Raw genomic sequence first — 14,923 nt, forward strand, 5'->3', positions numbered from 1 at the left:
CCGCGCATACCCGGCTCATGCGGCTTTGCGTCGAGCCGCTACAGCGATTCAAACGCTTGATCGTTTGGTGAGCGTCCTCCAGAAAACTTGTCGGCAGCGCGCGGACAAATAAAGACAATCAGGTTAAAGACGCACGACGTCGGCGTGCGGGTTGAGGACGCGTCGCGGCTTCAGGAGGAGACATCATGAGAAAGACTGGCGCTTTCGACGAAAGGCCCGCGAGTGAGCCGTGGACCGCATATTCGCCGCACTCGCACTCGCACTCGCACTCGCGCGAACGGAGATGGCTATCGCGGATCGGCGCAGGCGCCACGTTGCTAACCGCCACGCTACTCATATCCGCATGCGCCGATGCCAGTTCGAGCGTGAACGAAGCGTCATCCGCAGCGGCACAATCGTCAACCGCCGCCAACGCTGCGCAGGCCGCTTCGTCGCCGCGTCGCGCTATCGAAAGCTCAAAAGCCAAACAACTCGCCTTCGAGCAAAGCATCGCCGCGCGCGTGCCGGCGGCGAGCGGCATCAGCACAAAGCGCAGCCGCCCGCTTACGCTGCGCGATTCGGGCATCGACGGTTCGCTGATGTTCGCGCGCGACGTCGACTTTCGCGTGACCGGCGACATCGGCTTCATGATTCACGACATGGCGGCCACGCTGGTTCCCGCGCGTCCAGGTCAGCCGATCGTGTTCGACGACCCCACGAGTGTGACCATCGACGTTCATCGCGGCGAGGTCACGCTCGAAAGTGCGAAGCTCACCGCGATCTTCAACCGTTATCTGTTCCAGTACCGGGGCTCGCCACTGCGCAACATGCGCGTCGTGCCGCAGGACGGCGGCAGCTTGCGCATTACCGGCGACATGCATCGCGACACATGGGTGCCCATCGTGCTGTCCGGTTCGCTGTCGATGCGTGGCGCCGACCAACTCGTGTTCCATGCCGATCACGTGGAAGTCGCCGGCGTGGCCGCGGACAGGCTGATGCAGGCAGCGCACGTGAAGATGGACGATCTGCTGCCAGTCGACACGCCGATTGCGCGGCTCGACGGCGACGACGTCGTCATGCAGGTCGCGAAACTGACGCCGCCGCCCGCGCTGCGCATGACGATTACGCACATCGACACGAGCGCGTCGGGGGTGCGCTTCACGCTCGACGACGGCACCGTGCCAAAGATCGACTGGCCCGCAACCATGCCCGCGCGCGGCCTGCTGGTGCAAGGCGGCGACGTCAAATTCATGCGCTCGATGCCAATGAATATCGACATGGCGCTGACCCCGATCGACACGACCGCGCCGTTCGTGCTCGACTTGTATCACTACCGCGAGCAGATGGCCGCAGGTTATTTCACCTTCGACGAAGCGGGCGCATTGGATGTGCACTTGCCGTCGTATGCGGCGCTTGCGAGCGCGGCGAAAGAGCCGCCCACGCAGATCGGCAGTGCGAGCGCGCGATTTAACGACAGCTTCATTCACGCGCAACAGGCGTCGCTCGCGCAGGCGCGCGCCGTGTGGCAACGCGTGCCGCAGATGCTGCCAAGCGTGTCGACGGCGCGTGCGACTCCAGTCGGCACACGTGCGGCGTTTTCCGGCAGAAGCACAGAGACAGGCAGCCTCGCAGGCAGCCTGCTATCCAGCCTGCGATCCAGCCTGCCATCCAGCGACGAACGTCGTTCGCCCGGCCTCGCGCCGTTGATCCACGTCGAGAACGTCGACTTCTACATAGCCGGTCGCATCGGCTTTCACGTGCGTTCGCTCGACGCTCAGATGGTGCCGAAGACGCAAGGCCAACCTGTCGATCTCGACGATCCGAATGAGTACGACATACGCATCGTCGGCGGGGAAGTGGTCGAGCCGTGGCCCGCGATGGCCGCGCTCTTCAACGACTATCTGCTGGATTACGAACCGCGCTCGCTCAACGATCTGCAATTGAAGCCGGTAGATGGCAAGCTCGAAGTCACCGGCGGCATCAAGTTGTGGAATCACTTTCCCGGCGTATGGCTACCCACCACGATGAGCGGCACGATCGTTGGCAAAGACGAGCGGCATCTCGTGTATCAGCCGACATCGGTGAAGGTACTCGGTGTGCCGCAGGCCGGACTGCTGCGTGCGCTAGATATCCCGCTCGCCTCGTTGACGCCGTTCACGCGCAAAGGCGTCGCATTACAGGGCAACGAACTCGTCTTCGATCAACACACGGTATTTCCACCGCCGATTCTGCAAGGACGTCTTGCCAGCGCGACCGTGACCGACGAAGGACTGGTGCTGAAGTTCAAACGCAATATGAGCGTTTCGCCTGCAAGGCCGCCCGCCGGCGCCGCAAAAAGCTATGTATGGATCGAGTCCGGTGACGTGAAGATGTTCAACTCGCTGGTCACGAACGCGCGAACGTTTATCAAGGACAGTTCGAACCCCGGCGCGATGAAGTTCGATCTATACGGCTACCGCACGGACGTTTCGAAGGGAACGGTGAGAATGGGCACGGACGGCGGACTCGAGGTGGATCTTGCCGCGCGCAGCAGATGAGCGACGCTTGCCTCGCGTCTCGCGAGGCAAGCCACAGGACTCACTCGTCCTTGTTGATGATCCACTCGTGCGCCGGATCGTTCCGGAAATGCCAGACGCGTTGCGCGCCCGCCATCACGTTCAGATAGTACGAATCGTAGCCATAAGGCACGACCACGGGATGATAGCCGCGCGGCACCATCACGACGTCGTGATCCTCGACGGCCATGGATTCGTCGATGTCGCGCATGTCCGTGTACACGCGCTGAAACGCAAAACCTTGCGGCGGATTCAACCGATGGTAGTAAGTCTCTTCGAGCGAACTCTCGTGAGGCACGTTGTCGGTATCGTGCTTATGGGGCGGGTAGCTCGAAGCGTGTCCGCCAGGCGTCCTCACTTCAACAACCAGCAGCGACTCCGCCGCTTCCGTCTGCGGAAGAATATCGCATACGTATCGCGTATTCAGGCCCTTGCCGCGCGTCGAGCGCTTCATCGAAGAGGGCTCGATCAGGCGTGCGGGCAACGCTCCTTTTGCCGGCGCGCTGGCCACGCCGATTTCAGCATCGCGGCACGCGCGCACCGTGGCGCGCACGCCAGGCGGCAGATAGACCGCGTAAGGCGCGGCATCTTCGAATACGCTGTCGCGCGAACCGAGCGAACTCCACTTGTCGTCCGCTGTTTCGATATCCACCGCGCCCGTGAGCACGACAATGCACACTTCGCGCGACGGCTCCATTACGTGCACGACTTCGCTCGTGCCGAGACGATAAGCGGCAAAGCCGACATACCGCCAGCACGCCGACGCCGGTGTCACTCGCGCGATCGTCTGGCCTTCGCGCTGCGCCTTCACCAATAGACTCATGCTGCCTCCTGCGTGTTGCCCTGGATGTTGCCCTGCGGCGCGTCGAGCGGTGCATCGACCAGCGCCCGCAATGTCCTGAAGCCTTTTTCCGCATACTCGAACGACGGTGCGACGATCGGGTCCTGTTCCGCTTCGACAACGAGCCAGCCGCAATACCCATGCCGCTTCAGACGCGCGATGATCGCCGGGAAATCGACCGCGCCGTCGCCGGGCACGGTGAACGCGCCCGCGATCACCGCATCGAGAAAGCTCCAGTTGCGATTGCGTGCGAGTTTCATGACAGGGGGGCGCACGTCCTTGCAATGCACGTGGCATACGCGGCCGATGTGTTTGTCGAGCACGGTCAGCGGATCGCCGCCTGCAAAGGTGATGTGCCCGGCGTCGAACAGCAGGCCGACTGCGTCGCTCGTGCGCGACATCAACTGGTCGACGTCGGCCGGCGTTTCGACATAGGCGCCCATGTGATGATGATACGCAAGCCGCACGCCACGGCTGAGCGTGTAGCGCGCGAATTCATCGACGCGTGCCGCGTACGCGGCCCATTGCGCGTCGCTGAAAAAGCGCGGCCGTTGATACAGCGGTCGAGGCGCGCCCTGAATCGAATCGGCCACTTCGCCATACACCATGACGGTGGCGCCGTTCTGCGCGAGCAGTTCGAGATGCGGCCCGACCTCGGCGATTTCTTCTTCGACGCTGCGCCGCGCGAGACGTCCCGAGTACCATCCCGACACTAGCGCGAGATCATATTGCGCAAGCAGCGTTTTCAACGCCTGCGGTTCGCGCGGAAACTTGTTGCCCAGTTCGAAGCCTTGATAGCCGATCTGGCGACCCTCGGTCAGCGCGACGTCGAGCGGCGTCTCGCCGCCTAGCGAGGGCAGATCGTCGTTCATCCACGACAACGGGTTGATGCCGATACGTACGTTGAAAGTTGTCATGCGAGCGTCCTCACTCGTTGCCGTTGTTGTTATTGCCGTTGCCACTCTCATTGCCGCTGCTTCCAGCCGAGCCGGCCGGGTTGCCGCGTGCCGCGATCCGCTCGTCGTAACTGGCTCGCGCGTCGCGCACGCTCGCTCGCGTCGAGACCTCGGGCACGGCGACTTCCCACCACCAGCCGCCGTCGCTGGTTGTGCGGGCCGGGTCGGTGTCGATGCTGATCACGTACGTGCGATCCGCTGCGCGCGCACGTTGCAGCGCGGCTTCGAGCTCTGCAACATTCGCCACGTGCTCCGCCTGCGCGCCGAGCGAACGCGCGTGCGCGGCGAAGTCGATTTGCGGCGCGCCGAGCGGACCCTGCATGCAGTCTTCGAGCAGGTTGTTGAACGGTGCGCCGCCGCATGCCTGCTGCAGTCGATTGATGCAGCCGTAACCGCGATTGTCGAGCACCACGATAATCAGCTTCGCGCCGAGCATCACCGACGTGGCGATCTCGCTATTCATCATCAGATAGCTGCCGTCGCCGACCATGACGATCACTTCGCGCTCGGGCCGCGCGAGCTTCGCGCCGAGTCCGCCGGCGATTTCATAGCCCATGCACGAATAGCCATATTCGACGTGATAGGCGCCCGGTGTTCCCGCGCGCCACAGCTTGTGCAATTCGGCGGGCAAGGTTCCGGCCGCGCACACAACGATGTCGTTCGCCGGCGAATTCGCGCTCGAACGCTGCACGGCGCCGATCACGTCGCCCTCGTAAGGCAGCACCGATTCGCGTTGCGGCGCATGCGTGAGCGTCTGTACCGTGTCCCGCCAGTTCGCCGCGAGTTCATGCGCGCGCGTGGTCCAAGCGCGATCCGCATGCCAGTCTTGCAGACGCGCGGCGAGTGCATCGAGCGCGAGAAGGGCGTCCGCTTCAACCACTTGCGCGCGATGCTTGAGGCCGTCGAAGGCATTCGCATTGATGCCGATCACCTCGGCTTGCGTGAACAGCGTATTCGAGCCGGTCGTGAAGTCCTGCAAGCGCGTGCCGATTGCGAGCACACAATCGGCGTCGTGGGCGAGAGCGTTTGCGGCAGGCGAACCTGTTACTCCGAGCGCACCCACGTTCAATGGATCGTCCCATGCAAGCGAGCCCTTGCCGGCTTGCGTCTCCGCAACAGGAATGCCGTGCGTGGCGGCAAAGCGTTGCAGCGCATCCGTCGCGCGGCCATACAACACACCGCCGCCCGCGACGATCAACGGACGCTTCGCGCGCTGCAAACGTTCGATGGCGGCGTCGATCTCGTCGGCGCGCGGCGCCGGCGAATAAAACGTCACCACGCGCGGCGCGAAGAAATCGGCAGGGAAGTCCCACGCTTGCGCCTGCACGTCTTGCGGCAGAGCGAGCGTGACGGGGCCGCACGACGCGGCATCGGTGAGCACGCGCAATGCGCGCGGCAACGCATTCAGCAATTGCGCCGGATGCACGATGCGATCGAAGTAACGCGACACGGGCTTGAACGCGTCGTTCGCGGAGACGCCGCCATCGTGGAAGTCCTCGACCTGTTGCAGAACGGGATCGGGCGCGCGCGACACGAAGATGTCGCCCGGCAGCAGCAGCACCGGCAGACGGTTCACGTGCGCGAGCGCCGCAGCGGTCAGCAGATTAGTGGCGCCCGGCCCGATCGAAGTCGTGACGGCCATCATGCGGCGGCGGAAATGCGCCTTCGCATACGCAATCGCGCTATGCGCCATCGCCTGTTCGTTATGCGCGCGCAGCGTGGGCAGTTCGTCGCGATGCTGATACAAGGCCTCGCCCATGCCGGCGACGTTGCCATGACCGAAGATGGCGAACACGCCACCGAAGAGCGGCTCGGTGCCGCGGCCGTCTTCGCTTGCGACACGTTGCGCGGCGAGATAGCGCACGAGTGCTTGTGCGGTCGTCAGGCGGATCGTGGTCCCTGCGGTCACGCCACCCGGGGATGCCGCTCCATCGCGCCCTCGACGCTCATGATGTAACACGCGCTGATTCATGCCGCCTGCTCCTGATGAACACGATTGTTCGCGCCGTGTTTCGTGGCGACGCTGCCACGCGTGGCACGCCACGACGCGATCAGCGTTTCGAACGTGCGGCGCACGCGTGCGATCAATTCGTCATTGCCGATTTCACCGGCGAGCCACGCATGGCTTGCCTCGTGGAAGATCGTGCGGCCCACGGTAAAGCCGCGGCACGTCGACGATTGCGCCGCCGCCCGAAAACCTTCATTCAACTGCTCGACGCCTGCCGACAAACCGAGCAGCACCACGCCTCGGCAATACGGATCGCGTTCAGCGATCAGCGCGTCGATGTTGCGCCATTGCGCGGCGTCCATCGGTTCGAGCTTCCACCACTCGGGATAGATGCCGATGTTGTAAAGCCGCTTCAACGCGCGATACACGATGTCCGGCCCCTGCGGCAAGTTCGCATGCTTCGGCGGAATGACTTCGAGCAGCAACTCATGGCCGCTCGCTTGCGTTGCGTCGTAGAGCGCACGCAATTGGGCTTCCTGTTCGAGACGCTGTTCGATCGGTTCGTCCGGATGGAATTGCACCAGGCACTTCGCGATATGTTCCTGCGGCCACGGCACGAGCGTCGTACCGATCGAGCGGCCATGATCGAACACGAGCGGCACCGAGCCCGGCAGTTCAACGGGGCGGCCGATCCACCAGCCGCGTCCAGTGGCTGCATTCAGGGCGTCCTGGCCATAACGGTCGTCGATCAGCACGCCGATACGGCCTTGCAGGTTCAGTGCGCTTTCAGTCTGTGCCACGGCGTCGACAAACAGGCCTTTGAGCTGGGCGATGCGCGCTTCGCTTGCGCCGGTCTGTTGCGCGAGTTCGAAGAACTGATTGCGGTGGTCGAACGCGAAGCCAAGCACTTCGTCCCACTGCTTGCGTGCCGGCGTCACGCGATGCAGCCGCGCCAGCGTTGCATCGCGATCGGGGCGGCGCATACGTTGCGGATCGGCCTTCGCTTCGCGCAGGAAGTAGTCGAGTTCGGCCGGCGTCGGCATGGCCGGCGCGCAACCGTGACGCGAGACGACCAGCGCGCCGCTGGCATTCGCGGCGCGCGCGCAGGCGTCGAGCGGTTGATCGCGCAGCCATCCAGAAAGAAAGCCCGACGCGAACGCGTCGCCCGCGCCGAGGACGTTCAGCACCTCCACTTCGACGCCGCCTTGAACCGGCAAGTCGTCGAGCGAGGCGGGCACCTCGCCCTCGATAATCTGACAGCCCATCGGCCCGCGTTTGAGCACGAGCGTGGCCGGCGTGACCGCGCGCACCATCGCGAGTGCGTCGACGAGCTCGCTCTTGCCGCCTGCAATGCGGAATTCTTCTTCAGTGCCGATCACGAGATCGAACAACGGCAGAATGCGCTGCAAGTGCGCGGTGACGCCTTCGCTCGCGACAAAGCGCGTTTCACCGTCCGCTTTGCCCGTGAGGCCCCACAACACCGGGCGATAGTCGATGTCGAGAACGGTGCGAACCTGGTTGCGCCGCGCGTAATCGAGCGCGCGACGGCTCGCGCGGTTCACCTGTTCGGTGGAGAAGTGTGTGCCGGTAATCAATAGCGCCTTTGACGACGCGATGAATGCCTCGTCGAAATCCGCTTCGTCGACGGCCATGTCCGCACAGTTCTCGCGATAGAAGATCAGCGGGAACGTATCGCGATCCTTCAGGCCGAGCAGAACCAGCGCGGTCAGGCGTTCCTGATCGACGCGCACATGGCTCACGTCGCAGCCTTCCTTCGTCAACGTCTCGGTGAGAAAGCGGCCCATATGATCGTTGCCGACACGCGCGAGCATCGCCGATGCAAGCCCGAGCCGCGCGCAGCCGAATGCAATGTTCGCGGACGAACCGCCGAGATACTTCGCGAAACTGGACACGTCTTCGAGCCGCGCGCCGACCTGCTGCGCGTACAGATCGACGGCGAGGCGGCCGAGACACACGATGTCGCGGCTGCGGCCCGGCGCGAAGCGGCCGCCGGCGTTCGAACCGGACGCGCCGGCGGTCTCACCTGGAATCTCGCCTGAAGTCCCGCTGAATGTACTGGAATGAGCCATGAATGTTCCTGAATGACGGAGCGCGGCGGTACGGCGGCACCTGCCGCCGCGCGAATGAATCAGATCGTTGCGCCTTCGAGTTCGCCAATCATCTTCTGCATCTCGGCGCCACCGGCCATCATGTCGAGCACTTCGTCCTTGCTGATGGTCTCCTTGGTGAACGTACCGAGCGATTTGCCGCGATTGAGCAGCGTGAATGAATCGCCAATCGGATAGGCGTGGTGCACGTTGTGCGTGATGAAAATCACCGAGATGCCTTTCGCGCGCGCCTTGTGAATGAGCTTCAGCACGTTGAAGCTCTGCTTGACGCCGAGCGCGGCGGTCGGCTCGTCGAGAATCAGCACGCGTGCGCCGAAGTGGATCGCGCGTGCAATCGCGAGGCACTGTTTTTCGCCACCAGACATCGTGCCGATCGGTTGATGCGGATCGCGCACATTGATGCCCATTTCGGCGAGCTTGTCGCGGGCCGTGACAGCGCTCGTTTCGAGATCCATCACGTTAAGGAAACCGAACATTTTCTTTTGCGGCTCGCGTCCCATGAAGAAGTTGCGCGCGACGGAGAGCAGCGGCACCAGCGCGAGATCCTGATAGACGGTGGCGATGCCGAGATCGAGCGCGTCTTTCGGCGATTCGAACAGCACCGGTTTGCCGTCCACGAGATATTGACCTGACGACGGCTGATGTACGCCGGCCAGCGTCTTGATGAGCGTCGACTTGCCCGCGCCGTTGTCGCCAAGCAGGCAGTGCACTTCACCGCGCTTCAGGCGCAACGTCACGCCGCTCAGCGCGATCACTTTCCCAAAGTATTTGTTGACGTTTTCGAGCGCGAGAATCACGTCGTCCTGCGGCGCGGCGGCGTGTGACACATTCACTTCGTTCGTCACGTGGTTCGTATCGGACATGTTCATCTCCTCGTTACGATTGCGCGACGCGACGGCGCACATAGTGATTGAACAGCACGGCGATCAGCAGCATTACGCCGAGGAACACTCGGAACCAGTCGGAACTCACGTTCGTATAGGTAATGCCGATCTGCACGACGCCGAAGATCAACGCGCCGAAACATGCGCCGATCACCGAGCCGTAACCACCGGTCAACAACGTGCCGCCAATCACCGCCGCGATAATCGCTTCGAATTCCTTCTGCAAGCCGCGGTCTGCTGCGGCAGAGCCGATGTCGCACACTTGCAGCACCGCGAAAAGGCACGAGCAGAACGCGGTCAACACAAACAGCAGAATCTTCACGCGACGCACCGGAATGCCGACATTCTTTGCCGCGTTCGCGTCACCACCTACTGCGAGAATCCAGTTGCCGGCGCGCGTCTTTGCGAGCACGAATGCGCAAATTGCTGCGAGAGCGAGCCACCACAGAATCACCTTCGGAATGCCCGGCACGAGCGCGTGGCCGTTATCGAGCAAGGTGCCGATGCCGTGATGCGCGAGCATCGTGAAGAGGCCCTGCAGCGCGACGCCATGAAACAGCGTGTTGGCGAGCCAGTCCTGCTGCGCGAGATCGCCCACGCCGGAGACGATGGTGCGGTCCGCAAACATGATCGACAGCGCGAGCGTGAGACCGCGCAGAATGAACAGGAACGCCAGCGTGACGATGAACGACGGCAGGCGCGTACGCATGACCAGATAGCCGTTCAGCGCGCCGAGCAGCATCGAGCCGGCAAACGCGAACAGGATCGCAAGCGAGATCGGCCAGTGAAAATAGACGGTGGGAATCGCGACCATCATGCCGGCGAAGCCGATCATGGAGCCGATGGACAAGTCGAATTCGCCGGCGATCATCAGCAGACACGCGCCTACGGACAGGATGCCGAGATACGCGGATACCTGCGACCAGTTCATCACGCCGTCGAGATTGAACATGCCAGAGCCGCCGGCGGTCAATGCAAAGACGAGGAACACCAGCACCGCGCCGGAAATCGCGGCGAATTCGGGGCGGTTCAGCAAATGACCGAACCAGGATTCCTTGCGCACGCGCTCGTCCGCCTCGGGCCGCGGCGAAGCGGCGTCAGCCTGAGCGGCGCTGTTCGCGTCGGCGTGCGGTGGAAAGTGTTTGCCGGCTACACCCATGATGTCTCCTTGGAACCGGCTGTGTGTCTGGCGACGCGGGAATGCATTGCGAGAACGACAGCCGGTGAAATGCGCGCTGGCGGCGGGGGCCGCCCGGCGAGAACGAGTGCCCGCCGCGCGCGTGACTAGCTAGAGAAAGGAATCAGCGGTACTGCCCTGCGTACTTGATGACCTTGTCGATGTTGTCCTTCGTGATGAAGCCGGGGCCCGAACGGATGTTCTTCGGCCCATATGACGGCGCGAGGCCGTAAGTGGAAAGCCGCGCCTTGAACTTCGGATTCGCTTCGAGAATCTGGCGGATTTTCGCGGGGTCGGTGGTGTGCTCTTTCTTCACGATGGCCAATACGGCGACCGGAATATAGCCCTGCAAATACGGCTGCTGGTCGATCGCGAACTGGATCGAGCCGTTCTGGATCGCCTTCGCGATGTCGTCGGAGAAATCGAACGTGCAGAAGTAGATCTTGCCCGCGAGGCCCATCTGCTGAACGGCTTTCAGCGTGGCCGAAGCCGGCGTCGGTCCGAGCGTGAGAATCGCGCCGGTGTTCGGATGGTTGCGCAAATAGGCGCTGACCTTAGATTGAATCTCGGTCGGATCCTGCCCGGAATCGATGGTGGACGCTTTATAGTCGACGCCCAGCGCTTCGGCGAAACCGCGGCAACGGTCGAACGAAACGGTGTTGGTCGCGATGTGATTCACGCACAGGAACGATTTCACGCCGGCCGCTTTCGCCTTCTCGCCCGCCGCTTTGCCAGCCACATATTCGGGCTGCCCGACATGCATGATCGCGCCGAGTTGCGAACTCTGCTCCTCGGTGCCCGAGTTGATCGTGACGAGCGGAATCTTCTTCGCGGTCACCTTGCTGATCGAACTCTTCAGTACGTCGTAGTCGGCAATCGTGACGATTACGCCGTCGTAATTGCGCGCGGCGGCCTGCTCGACCAGACGCGCCATATCGGCAATGTCGCCGTTCGGCGGATTGCGATAGTCGGTCTCGACGTTGAAGTCCTCGTCGGCCTGTTTGATGGCGTTCTTGATGGTGTTCCACCACGAATCGGAATCCGGCGCGTGGCTGATCAGCACGAAATGAGCGTCAGCCGCGCGGGCGGCCGAGGCCGCTCCGAATCCCGTCGCCAACGTCAATGCCGTCACCAGAATCCTGAGCGTACCCTTGCCCTTGCAAAGTCTCATGTCTCCACCTTTCTCGGTCTGTCGTTATTGAAGGGAGCGTGTGGCGGACGATTACACGACGTAAGGCCCAAGGCATTGCGCACGGTTGCCGAAGCGCCATCGCTCACGACCAAGATTAGGTCATCTTCGAAGGCGTTGCAATAGAAATTTCACCGTGAATAAAAATGGAAAATACGTTCCATTTATGCGACGCGCTGCCTATAATCGGCAGCGTCAGCATGCTCTGCAGCGCGCGTCGAAAGCGCGTGCCGCAGTGCGGCAAAGCACCGAAGAGAGAGCCATGGCGGAAGAGAGCACCGAAGAATTGCCGAGCGTCGAAGAATTGATGCAGCGCATCGCGGAGAACTACGAGGCGTTGCCGCGTCAGTTGAAGAATGTCGCGACATATATCGAGCAGCACCGATCGAGCGTGATGGTGGATCGCACGAGCGACATCGCCGCGAGTTGCGGCGTGCATCCGTCGGCGGTGGTGCGCTTTGCGCAGCGCTTCGGTTTTTCCGGCTTCTCCGATTTGCAGGCGGTGTTTCGTCAGGCGTACACGGGGCAGGGCGCGTCGTCGCCGAGTTATCAGCAGCGCATTCGCAAGCTGATCGACGATAAGCCCGGCGCATTGTCGGGCGGCGCGGTGGCGCGCGAATTCATCGCGGCCTCGCGCGGCGGTTTGGAAGAACTCGAAGCGGGGCTCGACGACAAGCAGTTCGACGCCGCCGTGAAGATGCTGCAGCAGGCCGAGAACATCTATGTGATCGGCGTGCGGCGCTCGTTCCCGGTGGCGAGCTACATTGTCTATGCGTTGCAACACACGCCCAAGCGCGTGCATCTGGTATCCGGTTTCGGCGGCATGTACCGCGAACAGATTCGCAGCGTGAAAAAGGGCGATGTCGTGATCGCAATCAGCTTCGCGCCTTATGCGAAGGAAACGCAGTATTGCCTGCGCGTCGCGCATCATCATCAGGCGAAGACGCTGGTTATTACGGACAGCCAACTATCTCCGCTCGCGCGCTATGCGAGCACTCAACTGTATGTGAAAGAGGGCAGCGCGTTCGCGTTCCGCTCGCTGACCAGCACGATCTGCCTGTGCCAGGCGCTCTTCATTGCGCTCGCGTACAAGCTCGAACTAAACGTAGAAGAATCGAAAGACACTGGAGGATACGATGACTGACGCAGCAAAACCGATCGACGTCGCGGTGTTCGGCGCGGGCCGCATTGGCAAGATTCACGCGGCGAACCTCGCCCGGCAACCGGGCGTGCGGCTCAAGTATGTAGTCGATGTGAACCGCGAGGCGGCCGCGGCACTCGCTGCCGCGCATGGCGCGCAAGTGGCCGATATCGACGGCGCAATGGGGGACGCGTCGGTGGGTGCCACGGTGATCTGCTCGAGTACCGACACGCATGCCGATCTGATCATGATGTCGGCTGCGCAGAGAAAACATGTGTTCTGCGAGAAGCCCGTCGACCTCACGCTCGAACGCGCGCGAGCTTGCGCCGATGCGGTTGAGCGCGCGGGCGTGGTGTGCATGATCGGCTTCCAGCGCCGCTTCGATCCGACGTTCTCCGCGTTGAAAGCGCGCCTCGATGCAGGCGAGATCGGCACGCCGGAAATGCTCGTCGTGACGAGCCGCGATCCGGGCGCGCCGCCGGTCGAATACATCCGCCATTCGGGCGGCATCTTCAAGGACATGCTGATTCACGACTTCGACATCTTCCGCTGGATTCTCGACGATGAAGCCGACACGCTGCACGCCACAGGCAGTTGCCTGAGCGACCCGGCGATTGCGGACGCGGGCGATATCGATTCGACCGCGGTGACGATCCGCACCAGGCGCGGCCGCCTGTGCCAGATCAACACGGCGCGCCGGGCCGCCTACGGTTACGACCAGCGTTTCGAAGTGCTCGGCAGCATGGGCATGCTACAGGCGGGCAACGTGCGGCCCACGGAAGTCACGGCGTACTCGAAGACCGAAGTATCGAGCGACGTGCCCGAGGCGTTTTTCCTCGAACGTTATCGCGCGGCTTACGCGCTTGAAATCGCCCATTTCTTCGACGCGGTCACACAGGGCAAGCCGGTGCGCACCACAGTGGCAGACGGCGTGAAAGCGCTGGAACTCGCCGACGCCGCCACGCGCTCCTGGCGCGAGGGCCGCGCGGTGAAACTCGGCGAGGCCGCGCAATGAATACGGCTACAGCAGGAGCGCGGCGGCTTCGTGTGGGCGTGGTGGGTTTGGGGCGTCTCGGCAAACGTCACGCGGAAAATCTCGCGTATCGTGTGCCGGGCGCTGAACTCGTCGCCGCGTGCAGTCCGCTCGAAGAAGAGCGGGCGTGGGCGCGCGAGGCGCTGCCCGAGCCCCGTCTTTACGACGATTACGCTGACCTGCTCGCGGATCGCGAGGTGGACGCGGTGTGGCTTGTCACGCCGTCGTCGTTGCATGCGCAGCAGATCGTCGACGCGTTGCGCGCCGGCAAGCACGTGTTCTGCGAGAAGCCGTTGTCGCTCGATCTCGCCGAGTGCGAGCGCGTGCTGGCCGAGGCCGCGCGCTACCCGCAACTGCAGGCGACGATCGGCTTTATGCGGCGTTTCGATCCGAGCTACAAGGACGGGTTCGACAAAATCGCAGCGGGCACAATCGGCCGGCCGTTTCTCGTGCGCTCGCAAACCACCGACAAGAACGATACCGACGGTTTCTTCGTGCGCTTCGCGGCAACCTCCGGCGGCATCTTTCTCGATTGCACGGTGCACGATATCGACGTTGCGCGCTGGCTGCTCGGCAAGCCGCGCGCGACGCGCGTGTTCGCCGCGGGTGCGGTCGCGTTGCACGAGGGCCTGCGCGAATTCGGCGATGTCGATAACGGCGTGGCGATCTGCGAGTTCGAGGGCGGCAAGCTCGCGATGTTTTATGCGTCGCGCACTCAGGCGCACGGCAACGACACGCATAGCGAAGTGATCGGCACGGCCGGCGCGCTCGGGATCGGCCACAATCCGCGCGCGAATCGCGTCGAGATTTACGACGCGGCCGGCATTCGCAACGAGTGCACGCCGAGCTTCTTCGATCGTTTCGAAGAGGCGTTTCTGCACGAGGCGCGCGCGTTCGTCGCTTCGGTGCAAGGAGGGGCGGAGTCGAACGTGCAAGCGGGCGCGACGCTCGCCGACGCGCTCGAAGCGACGCGCATTGGCAATGCGTTGCGGGAATCGCTGCAAAGTGGGCAGGCGGTCACCCTGTAGCGCCGGCATTGTTGCGGTAGCGGCGGCACCGGCAAGGCAGCGGAGGCTGCGGTAGAATTTGAC

At 63.0% G+C, this 14,923-nt stretch carries 11 protein-coding genes; 4 read left to right on the forward strand and 7 right to left on the reverse strand.

Annotated features, from left to right (window positions below):
- Window positions 1–185: 185 nt before the first annotated feature.
- Window positions 186–2,516: a hypothetical protein gene (locus tag C0Z16_RS06335; RefSeq protein WP_102631308.1), complete on the forward strand. Its 2,331-nt coding sequence runs from the start codon at window positions 186–188 to the stop codon at window positions 2,514–2,516.
- 40 nt (window positions 2,517–2,556) lie between these two features.
- Here C0Z16_RS06335 and iolB read toward each other — a convergent pair whose 3' ends face one another.
- The 7 genes from iolB to C0Z16_RS06370 all read right to left on the reverse strand — a co-directional run bounded on the left by iolB (window position 2,557) and on the right by C0Z16_RS06370 (window position 11,640).
- Window positions 2,557–3,357 carry a 5-deoxy-glucuronate isomerase gene (gene iolB / locus C0Z16_RS06340; RefSeq protein ID WP_102631309.1) on the reverse strand — a complete coding sequence of 267 codons (801 nt, stop codon included), beginning with the start codon at window positions 3,355–3,357 and terminating at the stop codon, window positions 2,557–2,559.
- Window positions 3,354–4,292, reverse strand: a complete 939-nt coding sequence (iolE, locus tag C0Z16_RS06345) for a myo-inosose-2 dehydratase (protein ID WP_102631310.1) — start codon at window positions 4,290–4,292, stop codon at window positions 3,354–3,356. Before iolE ends, iolB begins: the two co-directional genes overlap by 4 nt.
- Before the next feature lie 10 nt (window positions 4,293–4,302).
- Window positions 4,303–6,303 carry a 3D-(3,5/4)-trihydroxycyclohexane-1,2-dione acylhydrolase (decyclizing) gene (gene iolD / locus C0Z16_RS06350; protein WP_102631311.1) on the reverse strand — a complete coding sequence of 667 codons (2,001 nt, stop codon included), beginning with the start codon at window positions 6,301–6,303 and terminating at the stop codon, window positions 4,303–4,305.
- A complete protein-coding gene (locus C0Z16_RS06355; RefSeq protein ID WP_102631312.1) occupies window positions 6,300–8,369 on the reverse strand; it encodes a bifunctional 5-dehydro-2-deoxygluconokinase/5-dehydro-2-deoxyphosphogluconate aldolase in 2,070 nt (689 codons plus the stop codon). Before C0Z16_RS06355 ends, iolD begins: the two co-directional genes overlap by 4 nt.
- 59 nt (window positions 8,370–8,428) lie before the next feature.
- The gene (locus C0Z16_RS06360) at window positions 8,429–9,271 is read right to left on the reverse strand and encodes an ATP-binding cassette domain-containing protein (protein WP_102631365.1); all 843 of its coding nucleotides are present in this window, start codon (window positions 9,269–9,271) and stop codon (window positions 8,429–8,431) included.
- A gap of 13 nt (window positions 9,272–9,284) precedes the next feature.
- On the reverse strand, window positions 9,285–10,451 hold the full coding sequence (locus C0Z16_RS06365) for an ABC transporter permease (protein ID WP_102631313.1): 1,167 nt from the start codon (window positions 10,449–10,451) through the stop codon (window positions 9,285–9,287).
- Window positions 10,452–10,593: 142 nt separating this feature from the next.
- Window positions 10,594–11,640: a sugar ABC transporter substrate-binding protein gene (locus C0Z16_RS06370; RefSeq protein WP_102631314.1), complete on the reverse strand. Its 1,047-nt coding sequence runs from the start codon at window positions 11,638–11,640 to the stop codon at window positions 10,594–10,596.
- Window positions 11,641–11,920: 280 nt separating this feature from the next.
- On the opposite strand from C0Z16_RS06370, the gene C0Z16_RS06375 reads away from it, so the two are divergent.
- From C0Z16_RS06375 to C0Z16_RS06385, 3 genes are read left to right on the forward strand one after another with little or no spacing between them, the layout of a single operon-like run.
- The gene (locus C0Z16_RS06375) at window positions 11,921–12,802 is read left to right on the forward strand and encodes a MurR/RpiR family transcriptional regulator (RefSeq protein ID WP_027803351.1); all 882 of its coding nucleotides are present in this window, start codon (window positions 11,921–11,923) and stop codon (window positions 12,800–12,802) included.
- The gene (gene iolG, locus C0Z16_RS06380; protein ID WP_102631315.1) at window positions 12,795–13,814 is read left to right on the forward strand and encodes an inositol 2-dehydrogenase; all 1,020 of its coding nucleotides are present in this window, start codon (window positions 12,795–12,797) and stop codon (window positions 13,812–13,814) included. Before C0Z16_RS06375 ends, iolG begins: the two co-directional genes overlap by 8 nt.
- A complete protein-coding gene (locus C0Z16_RS06385) occupies window positions 13,811–14,860 on the forward strand; it encodes a Gfo/Idh/MocA family oxidoreductase (RefSeq protein WP_102631316.1) in 1,050 nt (349 codons plus the stop codon). Before iolG ends, C0Z16_RS06385 begins: the two co-directional genes overlap by 4 nt.
- Window positions 14,861–14,923: the final 63 nt, after the last annotated feature.

The organism is Paraburkholderia rhynchosiae, assembly GCF_002879865.1.
Lineage (GTDB): Bacteria > Pseudomonadota > Gammaproteobacteria > Burkholderiales > Burkholderiaceae > Paraburkholderia > Paraburkholderia rhynchosiae.

Coding starts and splice junctions, on each gene's coding strand:
- C0Z16_RS06335 (WP_102631308.1), top strand. CDS start 186: ATGAGAAAGACTGGCGCTTTCGACGAAAGGCCCGCGAGTGAGCCGTGG.
- iolB (WP_102631309.1), bottom strand. CDS start 3,357: ATGAGTCTATTGGTGAAGGCGCAGCGCGAAGGCCAGACGATCGCGCGA.
- iolE (WP_102631310.1), bottom strand. CDS start 4,292: ATGACAACTTTCAACGTACGTATCGGCATCAACCCGTTGTCGTGGATG.
- iolD (WP_102631311.1), bottom strand. CDS start 6,303: ATGAATCAGCGCGTGTTACATCATGAGCGTCGAGGGCGCGATGGAGCG.
- C0Z16_RS06355 (WP_102631312.1), bottom strand. CDS start 8,369: ATGGCTCATTCCAGTACATTCAGCGGGACTTCAGGCGAGATTCCAGGT.
- C0Z16_RS06360 (WP_102631365.1), bottom strand. CDS start 9,271: ATGTCCGATACGAACCACGTGACGAACGAAGTGAATGTGTCACACGCC.
- C0Z16_RS06365 (WP_102631313.1), bottom strand. CDS start 10,451: ATGGGTGTAGCCGGCAAACACTTTCCACCGCACGCCGACGCGAACAGC.
- C0Z16_RS06370 (WP_102631314.1), bottom strand. CDS start 11,640: ATGAGACTTTGCAAGGGCAAGGGTACGCTCAGGATTCTGGTGACGGCA.
- C0Z16_RS06375 (WP_027803351.1), top strand. CDS start 11,921: ATGGCGGAAGAGAGCACCGAAGAATTGCCGAGCGTCGAAGAATTGATG.
- iolG (WP_102631315.1), top strand. CDS start 12,795: ATGACTGACGCAGCAAAACCGATCGACGTCGCGGTGTTCGGCGCGGGC.
- C0Z16_RS06385 (WP_102631316.1), top strand. CDS start 13,811: ATGAATACGGCTACAGCAGGAGCGCGGCGGCTTCGTGTGGGCGTGGTG.